Below are 20308 nucleotides of genomic sequence, written 5' to 3' on the forward strand. Positions count from 1 at the left end.
ACCCTTTCCCTCCGCTACGGGCGAACAACCTTGCGCCTCCCGAGCCCCTTGCGCGCCCCCTCGTCCGCCACTCTGCGCAACCTTGACGGCACGCTGCGTAACTCCGGGGCACTTCGGATGGTTCTACTCGTCATGGTTCGCTCCGTACCCCCTCCCCGTCGACCGCTGGAGCCCGCCGGCCCGAACGGCCGGGTGCGCGGCTGGTACGAGAACGAACTCGGGTGGGCGACGGTGCCCGGGGATCCGGTACGACTTTTGGTGGGCGAGCGCTTCGACGTCCTGGAGGTGCCCGCGGAGGCGGGCCGCGCGGCACTCGGGCGCCTGGCTCCGGGGGTCCCGGTGGCCCTGCGGGGCGGCGGCGACCCGGGCTGCGCCCCGGTGTGTGGTCACGGCGGCGGGCCGGGCGGCGGCCTGATGTGGCTGCTCGTGGCCGCGGGCAGCGCTGAGGAACTGCCGGGAATCCTTCAGTGGCTGGAGTGGGGCTCGCTCCCCCTGGACCTGAGGGCGATGGGAGAGGGCGGCCTCATGGAGGCACCGCTGCCCCCGGCCCCGAAGACGTTCCCGGTGTCCTCGCAAGCGGTGGACGCGGCTCAGGGCGCGGGCTCCGGGGCATCCCTCGTCACGGGGTGCCGGGGATGTGGGCCGGTGCAGGGGGCCGCGGTCTGGGTGCGGCCCCCCGTGGCGGGGTGCGAGGTCGAGGCCTCGCTGCCGACGGTGTCGGCGTCGGGGGGCACGAAGGACGTCCCCGATCTGGTGCGGTTGGTGGACACGCTGGCAGCGCACTGTCACCGTGTCCGGCTACGGCGGCTCGCCGCTCAGCCGTTGGCCTTCTCGTAAGCCTCGCGAATGGTCGCCGGAACACGGCCACGGTCGTTGACCTCGAAACCGTTCTCCTTCGCCCACGCACGGATCTGAGCGGTGTCCTGGCTGCTGCCGGAAGCGGCACGCGCCTTTCCACGCCCGCCCGAGGCACGGCCTCCGGTACGACGGCCACCCTTCACATAGGGCTCGAGAAGCCCGCGCAGCTTGTCCGCATTGGACGTCGTGAGATCGATCTCGTAGGTCTTGCCGTCCAGCGCGAACGTCACGGTCTCGTCCGCCTCGCCGCCGTCGAGGTCGTCGACAAGAAGGACCTGAACCTTCTGTGCCACCGGATTTCCTTTCATCGATAACGTATATGCAGTACTGCAGTACGTCGGAAAGCAAACCGCTTTTGCTGGAAAAACACAAACCCCTGGGAGAGACCGACAGCCCGCCCCTCGTCCGGAAACGTGCGCGTTTCGGACATAGGGCACCGGGCAAGGGTGGTCCGCCGGAATGGGCGGCCACGATCACAGATGCAGAAGCATCCGGCTGTTGCCCAAGGTGTTCGGTTTCACTCGTTCGAGTCCGAGGAACTCTGCCACGCCCTCGTCATAGGAACGCATCAGCTCCGCGTAGACATCGGTGTCGACCGGCGTCTCACCGATCTCCACGAAGCCGTGCTTGGCGAAGAAGTCCACTTCGAAGGTCAGGCAGAAAACCCGGCGAACGCCGAGCCACCGCGCGGTGTGCAGCAACTTCTCCAACAACCGGTGGCCCACACCGGCGCCCTTGAGGCCGGGCTTCACCGCGAGAGTGCGCACTTCAGCGAGGTCTTCCCACATCACGTGCAGCGCGCCGCAGCCGACGACCTCCGCGTTGTCGTCGCGTTCGGCGACCCAGAACTCCTGGATGTCCTCGTAAAGGGTCACCGTCGCTTTGTCCAGCAGGATGCCGCCCCGGACGTAGGCGTCAAGGAGTCGGCGCACGGCGGGGACATCGGCGGTCCGGGCCCGTCGGACGGTGATGGCTTTAGCGCTGACTTCGGGGTTCTCGGGGTTCTCGCCGGCGGAGCTCTCTGCTGACATGTGCGGACGCTATCGTCCGCCGCCCTCGGATGCCGAGGCGGGGTTCTCCCCGGCACTGCCCGCGGATGCGGCTTCGGACGCCCCGGATGTTTCCGGACCTTGGACGATGCGTACGGCGTCACGCAGCGCCAGTCGCTGTTCGTCGCTCATCATCCCGAAGAAGGCGACGAGGGCGGCGGCGGGGTTGTCGCTCTGCGCCCAGGCGTCGTTCATGAGGGCGGCGGCGTAGGCGGCGCGGGTGGAGACGGCCTCATATCGATAGGCCCGCCCTTCGGCCTCCCGGCGCACCCAGCCCTTCTGATGGAGATTGTCCAAAACGGTCATCACCGTGGTGTAGGCGATGGACCGTTCCTGTTGAAGGTCTTCCAGGACTTCTCGAACGGTCACCGGGCGGTTCCACTTCCACACCCGCGTCATGACCGCGTCTTCGAGTTCTCCCAATGGGCGAGGCACTCTCAGCACAATAGTGGGAGATCTCGGCAATGGCGTGCCGGACGTGCGCTTTTGTCGTCGAACAGGCACAAAAAGGGCGTACGACCCCGAGGGGAGCCGTACGCCGGGGAGCGCTGTCCGCCGTGGCGGGCCGGTCAGGCGTCGGTGCCGGCGGAGGCCTGACGGGCGCTCTCCGCGCGCGCGAGGGCGGCGTCGACGGCCGCGTCCTCCTTGGCCTTGTTGGCGCCTCCCTGGGTCTTCACGATCACCCTGATCAGACCGATGAAGAACACGGCCATGACGACGGGGGGCACCAGCGCGGAGACATAGTCCATGGATCCAGGGTAGCCACGGAGGAAGCGGACAACGGGCCGGGGTCGGATCGACGCGGCCCGCGCGCGTGTCTCAGCCGACCGCCAGTCTCCTCGGCTGCCGCTGGTCCGGCTCGGCGGGCGGCGGCGCAGGGGTCGGCTTGCGGCGCGGGAAGACCTCGCCCGGGGTCGGGACGGGTCGCCGCGCGGGCTCCTCGCGGGGTTTCGCGGGGACGGGACCGGGGGCGGGCGCGACGGGCTTCTCCGCAGGCCTTTCGGCGGGTTCGCGGCGGGGTTCCTCGCGCGGGTCGTCGGCGAGGACGCCACGGATGTCGTCGGCCTCGGCGGAACGGCCCCCGGGAAGGGCGAGAAGGCGGGTACGGGACGCCGGGACCGTCGGGGTGGACGCGGAGACCGGCACGGTGGCCGCGGAGGCCTGGCGGGGCGTACGGCGCGCGAGACGGGCTCGCACGTCCTGCTCGGCGAGCGTCTGGCAGCGGTCCAGGAGGACGGCGGCCGCCGGATCGTGCCGCAGGGTGCGCAGGGCGGCGAGGTCCTCGGCGCCGGGCCGGTGGCCTGCGGCCAGGACCTCCTCCAGGAGCGTGAGGTAGCCGGCGGCGGCGCCGGGGAGGGCGGCGCGGTAGCGGCCGAGGTCGGCCACGAGGAAGGCCCGCAGCCGGGTGGCCTCGCGCAGCGCCTCGTCGAGGGACTCGGCCAGGCGATGGCAGTCCTGGACGTCCTCGGCGCTGGCGGGGCCGGGGTGGAGGGCGAGGGCGAGGGCACGGCGGAGCACACGCAGCTCCTCCGCGCCGAACGCCATGCCGCCGCGGGATCCGTATGGCGTGGGCATGCGGCGACGATACGCGCTAATCGGACAAATTCGACATAGGGGGCGGGTGTGGCGTGCGGGAATCCGCCCCCCTGGCCGTCACTTCGGTCGTCCGCGTCACATGCGGGACACGTTCCGCTCGTACACCAGTCGCAGACCGATCAGGGTCAGCCACGGCTCGTGCTCGTCGATCACCGAGGACTCGCCGAGGACCATGGGGGCCAGGCCGCCCGTCGCGATGACCGTGACGTCGTCGGGGTCCTCGGCCAGCTCGCGGGCCATGCGGGTGACCACACCGTCGACCTGGCCCGCGAAGCCGTAGACGATGCCGGACTGCATCGCCTCGACCGTGTTCTTGCCGATCACACTGCGCGGGCGGGCCACCTCGATCTTGCGGAGCTGGGCGGCCTTGACGCCGAGGGCCTCCACCGAGATCTCGATGCCGGGGGCGATGACCCCGCCGACGTACTCCCCGCGCGCGCTGACCGCGTCGAACGTGGTCGCCGTGCCGAAGTCGACGACGATCGCCGGGCCGCCGTAGAGCTCGTTCGCGGCGACCGCGTTGATGATGCGGTCGGCGCCGACCTCCTTGGGGTTGTCGAAGAGGATCGGCACCCCCGTCTTGACGCCCGGTTCGACGAGGACCGCGGGGACGTCGCCGTAGTACCGGCGGGTGACCTCGCGCAGTTCGTGCAGCACCGAGGGGACGGTCGCGCAGATCGCGATGCCGTCGATGCCGTCGCCCAGCTCCACGCCGAGCAACGGGTGCATGCCCATCAGGCCCTGCAGCAGGACCGCGAGCTCGTCGGCCGTGCGGCGGGCGTCGGTCGAGATCCGCCAGTGCTCGACGATCTCCTCACCGTCGAACAGGCCGAGCACCGTGTGCGTGTTCCCCACGTCGATCGTCAGCAGCATGGCCGGTCCCGCTCCCTACTCCGCGTCCCGCAGATCCAGACCGATGTCCAGGATCGGCGAGGAGTGGGTCAGGGCCCCCACGGCCAGGAAGTCGACGCCGGTGTCGGCGTAGGCCTTGGCGTTCTCCAGGGTGAGCCGGCCCGAGGCCTCCAGCAGGGCGCGCCCGCCGACGATGCCCACCGCCTCCGCGCACTCGCCCGGGGTGAAGTTGTCCAGCAGGATCAGGTCGGCGCCCGCGTCCACGACCTCGCGGAGCTGGTGCAGGGTGTCCACCTCGACCTCGATCGGCACGTCCGGGAAGGCCTCCCGTACGGCCGTGAAGGCCTGGGCGACGCCGCCCGCCGCGACCACGTGGTTGTCCTTGACGAGGGCCGCGTCCGACAGGGACATGCGGTGGTTGACGCCACCGCCCGCGCGGACCGCGAACTTCTCCAGGGAGCGCAGGCCCGGCGTGGTCTTGCGGGTGTCCCGCACGCGGGCCTTGGTGCCCTCCAGGGTGTCCGCCCACGCGCGCGTGGCGGTCGCGATGCCGGACAGCCGGCACAGCAGGTTCAGCGCGCTGCGCTCGGCGGTCAGCAGGTCACGCGTGCGTGTCGTCACCGACAGCAGCTTCTGGCCCGCCTCCACCCGGTCGCCGTCCTCGACGTGCCGCTCGACCTCGAACTCGTCGGTGCAGACCACCGAGACGACCGCCTCGGCGACCCGGAGGCCGGCGACCACGCCCGCCTCGCGCGCGGTGAAGTCGGCGGTGGCCACCGCCTCCTCGGGGATGGTCGCGACGGTCGTCACGTCCACGCCGTGGGCCAGGTCCTCCTGGATGGCCACGTTGGCGATGTCCTCGACCTCGACCGGGTCGAGCCCGGCCTCGGCCAGGAGCTGGGCGAGCGCGGGGTCGAGGCCGCACTCCAGGTATTCCTCGTCGCCGAGTTCGCCCTCTGCGCCGCAGGCGCAGCCGTCGCCGCAGCCGCCGGTCGGGGCGAGGGGGAGGTCGTCGGTGCTCACGTGTGTCACTGCTCCTGCTGGTGCTGCCGGGTCGGGGGGAAGTCTGCGGTATCGGTGGTGTGTACGGCGAGCGACCGGTCCGGATTCAGCCGTACGACGATGTGACGGCGCCATGCCGTGTCGTCGCGGTCGGCGTGGTCCTCGCGCCAGTGGCAGCCCCGCGTCTCCTCGCGCAGCGCGGCGGCGGCGACCAGGACGCGGGCCACGCACAGGAGGTTGGTGGACTCCCAGGTGTCGACGCCGGGCTCGGCGGTCTTGCCGTTGTGGTCGAGCGCGTCGCGGGCCTCGCTGTGCAGGCGCTGGAGCTGGTCGGCGGCCTTGGCGAGGGACTCGGCGGAGCGCAGCACCCCGGCGCCCTCCGTCATGATCCGCTGGATCGCGAACCGGGCCTCGGCGCCGAGCAGCGGATGCGCGGGCTTCTCGGGGTGCTCCACCGGGGCGGGCACACGCGCGTGCAGGCCCTCGTCGGCGTGGCTGTCGGCGATGTCGGCGGCGATCCGCTCCGCGTAGACCAGGCCCTCCAGGAGGGAGTTGGACGCGAGCCGGTTCGCGCCGTGCACGCCCGTGCAGGCGACCTCGCCGCACGCGTACAGGCCCGGGACGGTCGTCCGGCCCCGGGAGTCGGTGCGCACGCCGCCGGAGGCGTAGTGGGCCGCCGGGGCGATCGGTATGGGGTCGTGGACCGGGTCGATGCCGTGGGCGCGGCAGGCGGCCAGGATCGTCGGGAACCGGTGCTCCCACATCTCGGCGCCGAAGTGGCGGGCGTCGAGGAACATGTGCTCGGCGTCCCGCTCCTGCATCCGGCGCATGATGCCCTTGGCGACGATGTCCCGGGGCGCCAGCTCGGCGAGTTCGTGCTGCCCCACCATGAAACGCACGCCGTCCGCGTCCACCAGGTGGGCGCCCTCGCCGCGTACCGCCTCCGAGACCAGCGGCTGCTGGCCCTCCGCGTCCGGGCCGAGGAAGAGCACCGTCGGGTGGAACTGCACGAACTCCAGGTCGCTGACCTCCGCGCCGGCCCGCAGCGCGAGCGCCACGCCGTCGCCGGTCGACACCGACGGGTTGGTGGTCGCGGAGAAGACCTGGCCCATGCCACCGGTGGCGAGGACGACCGCCGGGGCGTGCACGGCGCCCACGCCGTCGTGCTGGCCCTCACCCATGACGTGCAGGCTGACGCCCGCCGTCCGGCCGTCGGCGTCGGTGAGCAGATCCAGGACGAGCGCGTTCTCGATGGTCCGCACGCCCCGCGCGCGGGCCGCCTCGACGAGCGCGCGGGAGATCTCCGCGCCGGTCGCGTCGCCGCCCGCGTGGGCGATCCGGCGCCGGTGGTGGCCGCCCTCACGGGTGAGTTCCAGGTCGCCCTCGGCGGACTCGTCGAAGTGCGCGCCGGTCTCGATCAGCCGCCGTACCGCGTCCGGGCCCTCGGTGACGAGGATCCGCACGGCGTCCTCGTCGCACAGGCCCGCGCCCGCCACCAGGGTGTCGTCCAGGTGCTGTTCGGGGGTGTCGCCCTCGCCGAGGGCCGCCGCGATGCCGCCCTGCGCCCAGCGGGTGGAGCCGTCGTCGAGCCGGGCCTTGGTGACGACGACGGTGTTCAGGCCGGCCGCCTCGCAGCGCAGGGCCGCGGTCAGCCCCGCCACCCCGGAGCCGACGACCACCACGTCCGCGGAGATCGACCAGCCGGGGGCGGGCGCGTGCAGTCGTATGCCTGTGCTGGTCACGAGGCGGCTCCGAGGGTTCCGAAGGTGAGGGGGAGGTTGTCGATCAGCCGGGTCGTCCCGACCCGGGCGGCGACGGCGAGCACGGCCTCGCCGGTGAAGTCGTCCTCGATCTCCGTGAAGTCGGACGGGTCGACGAGGGCGAGGTAGTCGAGTTCCAGCGGCGGATCGAGCTGCGCGGCCTCGTCGAGGACCAGCCGGGCGGCCGCGCGGACGGCGGACGGACCGCCGGGGACGGCCTGGGCGACGGCGTGCGCGTCGGCCGCCGCGCGGGACTCCCCGAGCGCGCTGAGCGCCTCGGCACGCGCGTGCGTGGCGGGCACCTCCCGCGCGCGGGCCAAAAGCGCCTCCTGGGCGGCGTGCCGGTCGCTCCCGGCGAACAGGGCCGCCGACAGCGCGAGCGCGGTGCGCCGCTCCCTGGCGGACAGATAGCGGTTGCGGCTGGACAGGGCGAGCCCGTCGTCCTCGCGGACGGTGGGCACGCCGACGATGTCGATGCCGAAGTTCAGGTCGCGGACCATACGGCGGATCAGGGCGAGCTGCTGGGCGTCCTTCTGGCCGTACAGCGCCACGTCGGGCCGGGTCAGGTGCAGCAGCTTGGCGACGACCGTGAGCACGCCGTCGAAGTGGCCGGGCCGTGAGGCGCCCTCCAGCCGCTCCCCCATCGGACCGGCGCTGACCCGGACCTGCGGCTCGCCGCCCGGATAGACCTCGTCGACGGACGGGGCGAACACGGTGTCCGCGCCCGCCTCCTCGGCGATCTTGAGGTCGGCGTCCAGGGTGCGCGGATAGCGGTCGAGGTCCTCGCCCTCGCCGAACTGGAGCGGGTTGACGAAGACGGTGACGACCACCTCGCCGTCCTGCCCGGCGAGTTCGCGGGCGGTGCGGATCAGGGTGGCGTGGCCCTCGTGCAGGGCGCCCATCGTCATCACGACGGCCCGGCGGCCGGCACGCGCGCGTGCGTGCAGCTCGGCGGCGGTGCGCAGGAGGGTGGGGGTCATCCGGCGTCTCCTTCGGTGCCGTGGGTGCCCGGGGCGCCGTCGGCCCGGCCCGCGAGGACGCCGAGGAGGTCCTCGGCCAGTTCCGGCTTGAGCAGTCCGTGGGCGAGCGCGCGGTCGGCGGTCGCCCGGGCCATCGCCAGATACCCGGCGACGGTCTGCGGGGCGTGCCGGCGCAGCTCGGCGACGTGCGCGGCGACCGTGCCCGCGTCGCCGCGGGCCACGGGGCCGGTGAGCGCGGCGTCGCCGGAGCGCAGCGCGTTGTCGAGGGCGGCGCCGAGCAGGGGGCCGAGCATCCGGTCGGGGGCCTCGACGCCGGCCGTGCGCAGCAGCTCCATCGACTGGGTGACGAGCGTGACCAGGTGGTTGGCGCCCAGGGCGAGGGCCGCGTGGTACAGCGGGCGGTTCTCCTCGGCGATCCACTCCGGTTCGCCGCCCATCTCGATGACGAGGGCCTCGGCGGCCAGCCGCAGCTCGTCGGGGGCGGTGACGCCGAAGGAGCAGCCGGCGAGCCGCTGGACGTCGACGGGCGTGCCGGTGAACGTCATCGCCGGGTGCAGGGCCAACGGCAGCGCGCCCGCGCGCAGGGCGGGTTCCAGGACCTTCGTGCCGTAGCGGCCGGAGGTGTGCACGAGGAGCTGCCCGGGCCGTACGGCGTCGGTCTCGGCGAGGCCCTGCACCAGGCCGGGCAGGGTGTCGTCGGGGACGGTGAGCAGCACCAGGTCGGCGCGCCGCAGGACCTCGGCGGGCGGCACCAGCGGTACGTCGGGCAGCAGCAGCGCGGCCCGCCGCCGGGAGGCGTCGGAGACTCCGGAGACGGCCACCGGGCGGTGTCCGGCGAGCTGGAGGGACGCGGCGAGGGCGGGTCCCACGCGGCCGGCGCCGACGACGCCGACGGTCAGCCGCGCGGGGCGGTCCCTGGGGTCTGGTTGTTGAAATGCACTCACGCGAGGGCGGCCTTCCCGTTCCAGTCCGCGCGGGGTACCGGACGATTTCTCGTCATGTTAACGCGATTGGAGTTCGGGGCGGCCTGGTCGTCGCGCGGCGCGTGCGGCGTCGTCAGCCGGTGAGGGCTCGGATGGTGGGCGTGCGGTAGAGGTCGCGCAGGGGCACCGAGGGCAGTCCCCGGGCCCGCAGAGCGGCGTTGACACGGACGGCGAACAGGGAGTTTCCGCCGAGTTCGAAGAAATCGTCGTCGAGTCCGACGGGGGTGCCGAGCACGGATCGCCAGATCTCCGTCAGCACTCCGGCGAGACCAGCGTCACGTACCGGACCGGAGCTCTCGGGGACCACCGCGGCCGCGCGGACGGGGTCCGGGAGCCGGGCCGCGTCCAGCTTGCCGTTGGTGGTGAGGGGGAGGGCGTCGAGGGGGGTGACGGTCGCCGGGACCATGTGCTCGGGCAGGATGCCGGCGGCGCGCTTGCGGATGCCCTGCGGGTCGGCGGACGTGACGCCGTCGGCGGGGACGACGTACGCGTCGAGCCGGGCGGTGGCCGGGTCGGCGGGGTCGTCGCGGCGGACGACGACGGCCGCGGCGGCGACGGCCGGGTCCTCCAGGAGCACCGAGCGGATCTCGTCGAGCTCGATGCGGAAGCCGCGGATCTTGACCTGGCTGTCGATCCGGCCGAGGTGCTCGAGACACCCGTCGGGCCGCAGCCGACCGAGGTCACCGCTGCGGTACGCGCGCGGGCCGGGGGCACCCGGGTCCGGCGCGTCACGGTACGCGCGCGTGCCCGGGCCGTCGGGGTCCGGCGCGTCACAGTACGCGCGCGTGTCAGCGGCGCCCGGCTCCGGCACCCCGCCGTACGCGCCCGTGCCAGCGGCGCCCAACCCCGGCACCCCGCCGTACGCGCGCGTGTCAGCGGCGCCCGGCTCCGGCACCTCGCGGTACGCGCCCGTGCCAGCGGCGCCCAACCCCGCCACCCCGCCGTACGCGCCCGTGCCAGCGGCGCCCACCCCCGCCACCCCGCCGTACGCGCGCGTGTCAGCGGCGTGCGGGTCCGGTTGGAAGCGTTCGGCTGTCAGGTCGGGGCGGTTGAGGTAGCCGGCGGCCACGCCCGCGCCGCCCACCCGGATCTCTCCGGTGACGCCCGGCGGCACCAGCCGGCCGCGCTCGTCGGTGACGTACAGATGCCAGCCCGGCAAAGCGGGGCCCACGGAGCGGGAGCCGGCGAGGGCGAGCGCGCGGGTGACGGTCTGGGCGGTGACGTGCACGGTCGTCTCGGTGATCCCGAACATGTTGACCAGGCGGCAGCTCCGCTCGGGATGCCGGTCGAACCAGGGCAGCAGCATGCGGCTGTCCAGCGGTTCGCCGCCGAACACCACCAGTCGGACCGGCAGCGCGGCGTGGTCGGTCCGCAGGAGCTGGGAGAACGCGGACGGGGTCTGGCTGAGCACGGTGACCCGGCGTTCGAGGAGGAGGTCGCGGAAGTCGTCCGGTTCGCGGCTGACGAAGTACGGCACGACGACCAGCCGTCCGCCCGTCAGCAGGCAGCCCCAGATCTCCCACACCGAGAAGTCGAAGGCGGCCGAGTGGAAGAGGGTCCAGGTGTCGTCGGGGCCGAGCCGGTACGTGTCCCGGGTGGCGTCGATCAGGGCGGTCACGTTGCGGTGCGGCACCAGGACGCCCTTGGGGCGGCCCGTGGAACCGGAGGTGTAGATGACGTACGCCGGGTCGTCCGGGGCGGGTTCGGGGAGGGGGGCCGGGATGGCCTCGGCCAGTTCGCCGGGCGTCAGCAGGACGACTCCGGCCTCGCGCGGGAATTCGGCGAGGCGGGTCACCACGAGGTTCAGCCCGGCGTCCGCGACGGTGTGGGCGAGCCGCTCGGCCGGGTAGGCGGGGTCGGTCGGAACGTACGCCGCACCCGCCCGGACCACGCCGAGCAGGGTGACGACGAGTTCCGCGGTGCGCTCCAGGCAGACCCCGACCCGGTCGCCGGGGCGGACGCCGTGGGCCAGCAGCCCGGCGGCGATCCGGGCGGACCGTTCGTCCAGCTCCCGGTAGGTGAGTTCGGTGCCGCCGTCGCAGAGGGCGACCGCGTCGGGCGTGGCGGCGGCGATCCGCGCGAACGCCCGGGGCAGCGTGTCCGGTTGGGACCGGAGTGGTGCGGCGGGACGGCCGAGCCGGGCCACCCGGGCCCGTTCGTCCGCGTCGAGCAGCTCCACGTCCGCGACCGTCGTCTCCGGGGCGAGGGCCTCCTGTCGGCAGACCTCGGCGTAGTGCCGGGTGAAGCCCTCGGCGACCGCGGCCGAGACATGGCTGTGCCGGAAGTGGCAGGTGAGACGGGTGCCGCCGGAGGGGAGGGGCGAGAAGACGAAGGTGAGGGGGAAGGGCGGGGCGAGGCAGGCGAGATGGCCGGCCGGGGGCGTCTCGGGGTCGTCGAGGAGACCCGCGAGCACCGGCCCGGTCACCCGCCGGGGTTCCGTCCCGGCCAGATCGCGCAGGGTGGCCGACTCCGGCAGCTCGTACCGCAGGGGCCCGGTCCGGTCGGCGGCGACCGTCGCCGAGCCCGTCCCGCCGTGGCCGTCGTAGCGGGAGAGGGTCAGCGCCAGGGTGGGCAGACCCGGTGCGGTGTGCGGGAAGGGCAGGTCCAGGGCGTAGGTGCCGCAGGTCGTGGCGGACGGGTCGCCCCCGCCCCAGTCCGGGGCGTCGGCCGGGGACGGGAACGGGGTGCGGGCGGTGGCCGGTTCGGGGCACGGGGAGGGCGGGCGCTCCCCCGTCAGCACCTCCGTCAGATGGCGCAGACCCGCCCCGTCCAGGCGGTCGCGGTGGGCGACGAGGACCAGGTCCGCCGTGCCGTCGCCGTAGCGCAGCAGGACGCAGCGCACGTCCCGCTCGACCGGGCGGCGCAGTTCGGCCTCGCGGCGGCGTACGGCGAGCGGCTCGCCCGGGGCGGCCGGGACGTCGTCCGTCCACAGCCGCCAAGGGCCCGCCGCGGCCAGCCGGTCCCGCAGTCGTCGTACGTCCGCCCCGGTCACCGGGACGCGGACCGCATGGCACTGTGCACCCGGCACGGGTGACCTCCCCTGTTCTGTTCCTGCCCGAGTCATGTGAGGTGGTCAGCGGGCCGAGAAGCCGCCGTCGACCGTCAGGGTCGTCCCGGTGACCTGCCGGGCGTCGTCCGACAGGAGGTAGACGACGGCCGCCGCCACGTCCTCCGGCTCGATCAGCGCGTTCATCGGCTGGGCGGCGACGAACTCCTCCTCGTGCTCACCCACCGGCACGTCGAGGGCGCGGGCGATCTCGGCGAGCATCCGGCCCTCGGCGGCCGGCTCGTCACGGACCGAACCCGGGCAGACGGCGTTGACCCGCACCTTGCGGGGGGCGTAGTCGAGCGCCGCCGCCTTGGTGAGCCCGACCAGGCCGTGCTTGGCGGCGACGTACCCGGCGAAGTGCCGGTAGCCGACCAGGCCCGCCGTGGAGGCGATGTTGACGATGCTGCCGGAGCGGCGTGCGCTCATCGCCTTGCCGACGGTACGGATCATCCGCCAGGCGCCGGAGAGGTCGACGTCGATCATCAGCGCCCACTCCTCCTCGCCGATCTCGTGCGCGGGCGTGCCCGAGGGCGCCGCGATGCCCGCGTTGTTGACCACCCCGTCGAGCGCGCCGAACCGGTCCTCGGCGAGCGCCACCGCCTCCTCGACGGACCGCAGGTCGCGGACGTCGCAGCGGGCGGTGAGCACCGCCGAGCCGGCCGCGCGGCACAGCGCGGCGGTGTGCTCCAACTGCCCCTCGGTGCCCAGCGGATACGGCACCGCGGGCAGGTCGGCGCAGAGGTCGAGGAGCGCCAGGTCGGCGCCCTCGGCGGCGCACGCCACCGCCGTGGCCCGGCCGAGCCCCCGGGACGCCCCGGTGACGACGACGGTCTTCCCGGTCAGACGCATGACCCGATCCCCCTCAGCTCAGCGCACGTCGTCGGCGACGACGGCCAGCAGGTCCGCCGCCGACTCGGTCAGGTACATGTGGCCGCCGGACAGCTCCACGGACCGGAAGTCGGCGCCCGCGACCTTCGCCCAGGCCGCCGCCTCCTCGCGGCTGACGAGTTCGTCGTGGCTGCCGCGCAGCACGGTGAGCGGGGCGGGCAGCGCCAGGTCGGTGGAGGGGGTGTAGGTCTCGTGCATCTCGACGTCGGCGCGGAGCGTCGGCAGGATCAGCTCGCGCATCTCCGGGTCGTCGAGCGCCTCGTGGGTGTAGCCGGCGAACTCGTTGACGCGGGCGAGGAACGCGTCGTCGGGCAGGCCGGTCGCACGGCGGGTGCGCTGTTCGGCGGGGTGCGGGGAGCCGCTGACGAAGAGGCGGACGAGGTCGAGGTCACCGGGTGCGGCGGCGAGGCGGTGGGCGAGTTCGTAGGCGAGGACGGCGCCCAGGCTGTGCCCGAACAGGGCGATCCGGCGCGGCAGGGCGGGGTCGGCGTCGAGGGCGGCGCGCAGGTCGCCCAGGAGCCCCTCGGTCGCCGGACGCGTGTCGGTGTACGGGTCCTCGTCGATACGACGCTCACGGCCGGGGAGCTGCAGCGGCAGGATCGTCAGGCTGTCGCCGGCGACCCGCTGCCAGGGGCGGAAGAAGGAGGCGCCGGCGCCCGCGAAGGGCAGGCAGACCAGGGAGGTGGGCACGGTCATCGGTTCGCCTCTTCCGGGTCGGCGGCCAGCCGGGCCGTGTAGCGCACCGGGAGCTTCTTCAGGCCCCGGCTGGTGGAGTTGTCGAAGACCCACTCCAGCTCGTCGTGCGGTACGGCGAGTTCGAGGCCGGGGAGCCGGCGCAGCAGGGTCGGGAAGGCGACCGAGCCCTCGACGCGGGAGAGGGGGGCGCCGACGCAGAAGTGGGCGCCGTGGCCGAAGGCGAAGTGGCGGTTGTTGGCGCGGGTGATGTCGAGGCGGTCGGGGTCCTCGAAGGCCTCGGGGTCGCGGTTGGCGGAGTCCATGAGGATGTGGACGAAGCCCTCGCGGGGTATCGGGCAGCCGCCGAGTTCCATGTCCTCGGTGGCCACGCGCAGGGTGCCGCGGTAGACGGGCGGCTCGAAGCGGAGGAACTCCTCGACCGCCGACTCGACCAGCTCCGGCTTCGCGCGCAGGAGGTCGAGCTGGTCGGGGAAGCGGAACAGGGCCTGGAAGCCGTTGCCGATGAGGTTGGCGGTCGTCTTGTGGCCGGCGATGATCAGCAGGACGAGGGTGGAGACGAGTTCGTCGTTGGTGAAGACGTCCTCCTCGTCGGCGGCGCGCAGCAGGATGGAGACCAGGTCGTCGCCGAGGCCCTCGGCGCGGCGCCGGTCGAGCAGCCCGACCAGGTACCGCTCGATGCTGTCGCTGGCCACCTTGAGCTGCCGGTTCGACTCCTCGTCGGCGAAGGGGGCGCCGCTCAGCCAGTAGCCCCAGGCGTGCAGGTCGGGGCGGTCCTCGATGGGGACGCCGAGGAACTCGCAGATGACCCGCATCGGCAGCGTGAACGCGAACTCCATCAGGTCGATCTCGCCCGACGCGGGGAACGCGTCGATGAGTTCGTCGGTGATCTCCTGGATGCGGGGCCGCAGCACGGCCATCCGGCGCGGTACGAAGGCGCGGCTGACCAGGCGGCGCAGCCGGGTGTGCTCGGGCGCGTCCGCGGTGATCATGTTGCGGATCAGCACCGGGCTGCTGTCCTTGAGCAGGTCGCGGAACCAGCCGGGCGCGTTGTCGACGGACTTGGACAGCCGGGGGTCGCCGAAGGCCTTGAGGGCGGTCTCGTACTCGGAGACCACGTAGGCGTCCCCGCCGGGCGGGTAGTTGATGGGGTGGACCGGGCAACCGGTCGCGCGCAGCCGGGCGTTGGCGGCATGGGTGGCGCCGGGCGCCGGGTCGGGCTCGGTGAAGAACTCGGGCGGGAGCCGGTCGCCGCCACCGGTCACGACGTCGACGAGGGCGGCGAGGGCGGGGCCGGAGACGGGGGGTCGTGCCGCGGGGGTGGTGTCGGGCTCCTGGTGACCGTTGGCCGGGGTGGTGGCGGGTGCGGAGGGCTGCCGGGTGGTGTCGGCGGGCATCACGTCTCCTTGGAGTTCGGGGCGCCGGACGCTTCCGCCGTGTCGGTGACGGCGTACTCCTCCGGCGGGGCGAGCTTGCGGATGCGGGGGCTGAGCGTGGGCAGGGCGGCCAGGCCCGAGACGATGCCCATGGCCGTGAAGACCGCGGTGGGTCCGGCCAGGTCGAAGAGGGCGCCGACGCCGAACACGCCGAGCGGCGCGGCCACCATCGACATGAACATCACGGCGCCGAGCACCCGGCCCTGGGTCCGGTCCGGTGCCATGGCCGCGAGGTAGGCGAGGAACAGGGCGCTGGTGATGGGCCCGCGCAGGAAGACGCAGGCGACGATGACGCCGAGCGGGACCAGCCCCGAGACGGTGGCGAGCAGCACGGCCGCGACCGGCCCGATCCAGGCGGCCGTCAGGAACACCACCGGCGGCGGCACCCGCTTGATGATCGGGCTCGCGAGGAGCGAGCCGACCACACCGCCGATGCCGGCGATGGACAGCAGCAGACCGGTGAAGGTGGAGGAGGCGCCGCGGCTCTCGGCGGTGGCGATCAGCGCGAGGAAGACCCCGGTGTGGGTGAACGCCATGTTCGAGCCCATGATCCAGACGATCAGCAGCCGCAGGACGGGCTGCCGGGCGAGGAAGCGGAAGCCCTCGGCGGCGTTGCGCTTCTCGCCGGGCGCCGGGTTCTCCACCTTCAGTGGCTTGCGGATGAACAGCAGCAGCGCGGACGACACCAGGAACGACAGGGCCGCCGTGAGGAACGGGAAGGCCCGCGCGACGGCGAACAGCGAACCGCCGGCCGGGGGGCCGCCCATGGTGGCCGCGAAGTAGCGGACCTGGTTCTGCGCGGTCGCCTGGGTCAGCTGCGAGGGCGGCACCAGCTGTTTGATGACGGCGAGTCCGGTCGGGTTGGAGACGCCGAGACAGGCCGCCGAGCCCACGGCCACGGCGAGGATGACAACCGGGTGGGTGTGCCCGGTGGACACGAGCAGCGCGAGCAGCCCGAGCAGGACGACCCGCACCATGTTGCAGACGATCAGCAGCAGCCGCCGGTCGACGCGGTCGGCGAGGGTGCCGCCGGGGATCGACATCAGGCTGGCGGTGATCAGCTGGGCGGAGCCGATGGCGCCGGCGTAGAACGCGGAGCCGCCGGTGGCGAGGATCAGCAGCGGGTAGGCGACCTCGGCGGTCTCCTTGGCCAGCGCGGCGAACGCCTCGCTGGTCCACAGCGCCTGGAAGTCGGCGTTGCGCAGCAGGGGTTTCTCCTGCGGCCCGGCCTGCGCCTCTTCCTGGGTGATCGCGTCAGCCATGGTCACTCCGTTTCTCGTCCAGCACCGCGAGGAGCCCGGCCGCCAGGGGGCCCGCGTGGGGCTCGGCGAGCATCGACCAGTGGTCGCCGGGGACCGGCTCCACCCGCAGCCCGCCGCCGTACAGCCCGCCGAGCCGGGTCCGCAGCCGTTCCGCCTCGCCGGGCGCGAGGCCCTCGGCCGCCTTGAACAGCACCGCGCGGCAGGGCAGCGGGCGCGGCCGGTGGCGCAGCAGGGCCGTCTGCCGGGCCGCGAACCTCCGTCGCAGCTCCGGCTCCCCGCGCAGCCGCCGGGCGAGCGGGCCGACACCGAGCGCGGCCTCGGCCCGGTGGCGCAGGCCGGCGCGCAGGAAGTCGGGGGCGAGACCGAGGGGCAGTCCTGCCGTGTCGGGCACGAACCCGTCCAGGCACAGCAGGATGTCGACCCGCTCACCGCGCCGGATCAGCAGCCGGGCCAGCTCATGGGCGACGACGGCGCCGTACGACCAGCCGCCGAGCGTGTACGGCCCCTCGGGCTGGGCCCGCCGCAGCGCCGAGAGGTGGGCGGCGGCGAGGGCGGCGACCGTGCGCGGGGTGCCCCGGGGGTCGTCGGCGTCCTCCAGACCGAGCACGGGGCGGCCGAGGCCGGCGGCGGCCAGCCGGGCGGCGAGGCCGCGGTAGGGCAGCGCGGTGCCGACGGCGTCGCTGACGAGGAACAGCGGGCGCTCGCCGGGCCGCCCCTCGGCGAGGGTGGCGACCCCGGGCACGGACCGCGCCTGTGCGGCGGCACCGGCCGTGCCCTCGGTGACGGCCGCCACGAGGTCCCCGAAGGTGGGCCGACGGGAGAAGTCGGTGACGGAGGGGGCGTGGCCGGTGCGTTCCCGGACGGCGGTCATCAGGCCGACGGCCATGAGGGACTCGCCGCCGAGGGCGAAGAAGTCGTCCTCGTCACGGGCTTCGGCCGTACCGAGGGTGCGGCACCAGACATCGGCGAGGACGGCCCGTGGACCGTGGGGGGCGGCGGGCGCGGGGGCGGGCGCCGGAGTGGGGGCGCTCGGGGGTGCGGGCGTGCGCGCCGGTGCGACCGCCGATGTGTACGCCTGCGTGTGCGCCGGTGTCTGTGCTGCGGCACGCTCCGGCGTGCGCGCGGGTGCCGCGGGGGACCCTGGCGCCGGTGTGCGCGCGGGCGCCCCCGTCCCCCGCCGCTCCTCCAGGCGCTCCTCCAGCCGGTCCCCGCGCGGATCCTCCCCCTGGAACCGATACCCGGGCAGCGACACGCGCTCCGCCCCCGGGCCGGCCGGCTCGACCACGTCTGCGAGCGCGCGGTCGACGCCGCGTTCCCACAGCGTGCCGAGCGCCGACAGCAGCGCGTCCTCGGCGGGTTCGTCCGGGCGGCCGGTCAGGCGTACGGCGGTGAAGGCGGCGGCGTCCCAGCCCGCGCTGCGCCGCAGCCCGCCGAGCATCGAGCTGCCGGGTCCGAGTTCGACGTACGTCGTGCAGCCGGAGGCGAGCAGGGTCTCCATGCCGCGGGCGAGCAGGACGGGGCTGCGGAGCTGGGTGGCCCAGTACTCGGGGCGGGCCACCAGGTCCGGGTCGGCGCGGTCGCCGGTGGTGTTGGAGATCAAGGGCAGCCGGGGCGGGCGGGCGGGCACCGACGACAGGTGGGTCCGCACCGCCTCGGCTGCCGGTTCCATGGCCTTCGAGTGGAAGGCGTGCCGGATGTGCACCGGCGTGATCGGCAGGCCCGCCAGCGCGGGGCCCGCCAGAAGGTCCGTGACGGCACCCTCGGGTCCGGACAGGACGACCGTGCCGGGGCCCTCGACGGCGACGGTGACCTCGCCGTCCGCGGGGAGCCGGGCGGCGATCTCACGGGCGTCGCCGGTGACGCTCACCATGCGGCCGGGCGCGGTGTCCGCCATGGCGCGGGCCCGGTGGTGCACCACGTCGGCGGCGTCCTGCGGGGACCAGACCCCGGCGAGCGCGGCGGCGGCGTACTCGCCGACGCTGTTGCCGAGCAGGACGGCGGGCCGTACGCCCCACTCCTTCAGCTGGATGCCGAAGGCGTACCCGAGGGCGAACAGGGCGAGCTGCTGGTGCACGGTGTCGGCGAACCAGTCCTCGGACGCGCCGGCCTCCTCGTCGACGGCGGGCGTGAGGTCGATGCCGTGGGCGTCCCGCACCTGCTTGCCGATCGCGTCGAACGCGGCCCGGAAGCCGGGGAGCGCTCGGTGCGCGGCGGCACCGGCGGCGTGCCGCAGGGTGCCCTGGCCGGGCAGGACGAAGGCGACCTTGCCGAGCCTGCGCGGCTTGGCGCCGGTCTCGCGCGCGGCCTCGCGCCCGGCGACCGAGCGCAGCAGCCGGGCCGCCTGCTCCGCGTCGTACGCCACGACGGCCGCCCGGTGCTTGTGCGCGCGCCGTGCGGCGAGGGTGCGGGAGACCTCGGCGACGGACGGGGCGGTGCCCGGGACGGCGTCGGGCCGGCCGGTCTCGGGCCGGCCGGTGTCGAGCCGGTCGGTGTCGCGTTGGCCGGTGTCGAGTCGGTCGGCGAGGGCGTCCGCCATCGCTCCCAGCGCCCGCGGCGCCGCCGCCGAGACGAGCAGGGGGCGCGGTCCGGGGCGTTCCGGCAGCGGGGCGCGGCGGGGCGCGGAGGTGAGGACGACATGGGCGTTGGTGCCGCCGACGCCGAAGGAGCTGACGGCGGCGACCCGCGTCCCGTCCTCGCGGCGTGTTTCCCAGGGCTCGGCCCGGTCCACGATCCGAAACGGCGAACCGTCCAGCTCCAGCAGCGGGTTGGGCCGGGTGTAGTGGGCGGTGGGCACGAGCCGGCCGTGTTCCAGCATCAGCGCGGTCTTGATCAGCCCGGCGACCCCGGAGGCGGCGCCGGTGTGGCCGATGTTGCCCTTCACGGCGCCGAGGGCGCACCGGGCGCGGTCCGGGGCGGCGGTGCCGAAGACGTCGGCGAGGGCCCGCACCTCCACCGGGTCGCCGAGCCGGGTCGCGGTGCCGTGGGCCTCGACGTAGTCGAGGTCGGCCGGGTCCACGCCCGCCACGGTCTGCGCGGCGCGGATCACCTCGCTCTGCCCGGCCGGTGAGGGCGCGGTGAACGCCATCTTGTCGGAGCCGTCGTTGTTGACGGCGCTGCCGGTGATCACGGCGGCGATCCGGTCGCCGTCGCGCAGCGCGTCCGTGAGCCGTTTGAGCACCACCACGGCGACGCCCTCGCTGGGCACGGTGCCGGCCGCCTGCTCGTCGAAGGGCCGGCAGCGGCCGTCGGGCGAGAGGATGCCGCCGGGCTCGTACAGATAACCCCACTCGCCGTCGGGCATCACGGTGACGCCCCCGGCGAGCGCCGCGTCGCACTCGCCGCCGATCAGGGCGCGCACGGCGAGATGGGTGGCGGTGAGCGAGGTGGAGCAAGCCGTCTGCACGGTGAGCGCGGGGCCGCGCAGGCCGAGTTTGTAGGCGGCGCGGGTGGCGAGGAAGTCCTTCTCCCGGCCGATGTAGCGGGCGAGTTCCCCCAGGTCGGGGTCGAGGTGCTCACCCACGCGGTCGGCGCCGGCGTACACCCCGATCCGGCCCCGGAAACGGGTCGGGTCGAGTCCGGCGTCGTCGAGCGCGGTGACCGCGGCCTGAAGGAACACCCGCTGCTGCGGATCGGTGGCGGCGGCCTCGGCGCGGCTGTAGGAGAAGTAGGCGTGGTCGAAGCGGCGGGAGCCGGCGATCACGCCCATCGCGGGCACGAAGTTCTCCCGGCCGACGTACGCCGGGTCGGCGCCCCGTGCGATCAGCTCGTCCGGGGCGGGGCGGCTGATGCCGTCGGCCCCGGCGCCGAGCAGCGCCCAGTACCGGTCCACGTCCTCGGCCCCGGGCAGCCGGCAGGCCATGCCGACCACGGCCACCGCGCCCTGTGCTGCGCCCGGCACGC

General features: G+C 74.2%; 17 protein-coding genes. 1 reads left to right on the plus strand and 16 read right to left on the minus strand.

Annotated features, from left to right (window positions below; genetic code table 11):
* The first annotated feature begins 132 nt into the window (after nucleotides 1-132).
* Nucleotides 133-837, plus strand: coding sequence for an SCO3374 family protein (locus OG852_RS21125; protein ID WP_330348675.1), 705 nt, complete (start codon nucleotides 133-135; stop codon nucleotides 835-837).
* On the opposite strand, the gene OG852_RS21130 is transcribed toward OG852_RS21125, so the two are convergent.
* From OG852_RS21130 to OG852_RS21205, 16 genes are all read right to left on the minus strand, one after another.
* Nucleotides 816-1151, minus strand: a complete 336-nt coding sequence (locus OG852_RS21130) for a histone-like nucleoid-structuring protein Lsr2 (protein ID WP_133910506.1) — start codon at nucleotides 1149-1151, stop codon at nucleotides 816-818. The genes OG852_RS21125 and OG852_RS21130 overlap by 22 nt on opposite strands.
* Before the next feature lie 180 nt (nucleotides 1152-1331).
* The gene (locus OG852_RS21135; protein WP_133910507.1) at nucleotides 1332-1889 is read right to left on the minus strand and encodes an amino-acid N-acetyltransferase; all 558 of its coding nucleotides are present in this window, start codon (nucleotides 1887-1889) and stop codon (nucleotides 1332-1334) included.
* A gap of 9 nt (nucleotides 1890-1898) precedes the next feature.
* Nucleotides 1899-2330 carry a BlaI/MecI/CopY family transcriptional regulator gene (locus OG852_RS21140; protein ID WP_330348676.1) on the minus strand — a complete coding sequence of 144 codons (432 nt, stop codon included), beginning with the start codon at nucleotides 2328-2330 and terminating at the stop codon, nucleotides 1899-1901.
* Nucleotides 2331-2476: 146 nt separating this feature from the next.
* On the minus strand, nucleotides 2477-2656 hold the full coding sequence (locus OG852_RS21145) for a hypothetical protein (protein WP_133910509.1): 180 nt from the start codon (nucleotides 2654-2656) through the stop codon (nucleotides 2477-2479).
* A 70-nt stretch (nucleotides 2657-2726) separates the two neighbouring features.
* Nucleotides 2727-3452 (minus strand): hypothetical protein, encoded by a 726-nt coding sequence (locus OG852_RS21150; RefSeq protein ID WP_330351475.1) that lies wholly within the window; start codon nucleotides 3450-3452, stop codon nucleotides 2727-2729.
* A gap of 126 nt (nucleotides 3453-3578) precedes the next feature.
* Nucleotides 3579-4376 carry a type III pantothenate kinase gene (locus OG852_RS21155; RefSeq protein ID WP_133910510.1) on the minus strand — a complete coding sequence of 266 codons (798 nt, stop codon included), beginning with the start codon at nucleotides 4374-4376 and terminating at the stop codon, nucleotides 3579-3581.
* Between the two features lie 15 nt (nucleotides 4377-4391).
* The gene (gene nadC, locus OG852_RS21160) at nucleotides 4392-5378 is read right to left on the minus strand and encodes a carboxylating nicotinate-nucleotide diphosphorylase (protein WP_133910511.1); all 987 of its coding nucleotides are present in this window, start codon (nucleotides 5376-5378) and stop codon (nucleotides 4392-4394) included.
* A 5-nt stretch (nucleotides 5379-5383) separates the two neighbouring features.
* A complete protein-coding gene (locus OG852_RS21165; protein WP_133910512.1) occupies nucleotides 5384-7099 on the minus strand; it encodes an L-aspartate oxidase in 1716 nt (571 codons plus the stop codon).
* The gene (panC, locus tag OG852_RS21170; protein ID WP_133910513.1) at nucleotides 7096-8097 is read right to left on the minus strand and encodes a pantoate--beta-alanine ligase; all 1002 of its coding nucleotides are present in this window, start codon (nucleotides 8095-8097) and stop codon (nucleotides 7096-7098) included. The genes OG852_RS21165 and panC overlap by 4 nt, the downstream gene beginning before the upstream one ends.
* Complete coding sequence (locus OG852_RS21175; protein ID WP_133910514.1) at nucleotides 8094-9041, minus strand: Rossmann-like and DUF2520 domain-containing protein; 948 nt, start codon at nucleotides 9039-9041, stop codon at nucleotides 8094-8096. Before OG852_RS21175 ends, panC begins: the two co-directional genes overlap by 4 nt.
* Before the next feature lie 112 nt (nucleotides 9042-9153).
* Nucleotides 9154-12108: a non-ribosomal peptide synthetase gene (locus tag OG852_RS21180; RefSeq protein ID WP_330348677.1), complete on the minus strand. Its 2955-nt coding sequence runs from the start codon at nucleotides 12106-12108 to the stop codon at nucleotides 9154-9156.
* A 45-nt stretch (nucleotides 12109-12153) separates the two neighbouring features.
* On the minus strand, nucleotides 12154-12978 hold the full coding sequence (locus tag OG852_RS21185) for an SDR family oxidoreductase (protein WP_330348678.1): 825 nt from the start codon (nucleotides 12976-12978) through the stop codon (nucleotides 12154-12156).
* Between the two features lie 18 nt (nucleotides 12979-12996).
* A complete protein-coding gene (locus OG852_RS21190) occupies nucleotides 12997-13713 on the minus strand; it encodes a thioesterase II family protein (protein ID WP_133910516.1) in 717 nt (238 codons plus the stop codon).
* Complete coding sequence (locus tag OG852_RS21195; RefSeq protein WP_330348679.1) at nucleotides 13710-15107, minus strand: cytochrome P450 family protein; 1398 nt, start codon at nucleotides 15105-15107, stop codon at nucleotides 13710-13712. Before OG852_RS21195 ends, OG852_RS21190 begins: the two co-directional genes overlap by 4 nt.
* Nucleotides 15107-16408 carry an MFS transporter gene (locus OG852_RS21200; protein ID WP_330348680.1) on the minus strand — a complete coding sequence of 434 codons (1302 nt, stop codon included), beginning with the start codon at nucleotides 16406-16408 and terminating at the stop codon, nucleotides 15107-15109. Before OG852_RS21200 ends, OG852_RS21195 begins: the two co-directional genes overlap by 1 nt.
* A complete protein-coding gene (locus OG852_RS21205) occupies nucleotides 16401-20306 on the minus strand; it encodes a type I polyketide synthase (RefSeq protein WP_330348681.1) in 3906 nt (1301 codons plus the stop codon). Before OG852_RS21205 ends, OG852_RS21200 begins: the two co-directional genes overlap by 8 nt.
* Nucleotides 20307-20308: the final 2 nt, after the last annotated feature.

The organism is Streptomyces sp. NBC_00582 (genome assembly GCF_036345155.1).
Taxonomy (GTDB): Bacteria; Actinomycetota; Actinomycetes; order Streptomycetales; family Streptomycetaceae; genus Streptomyces.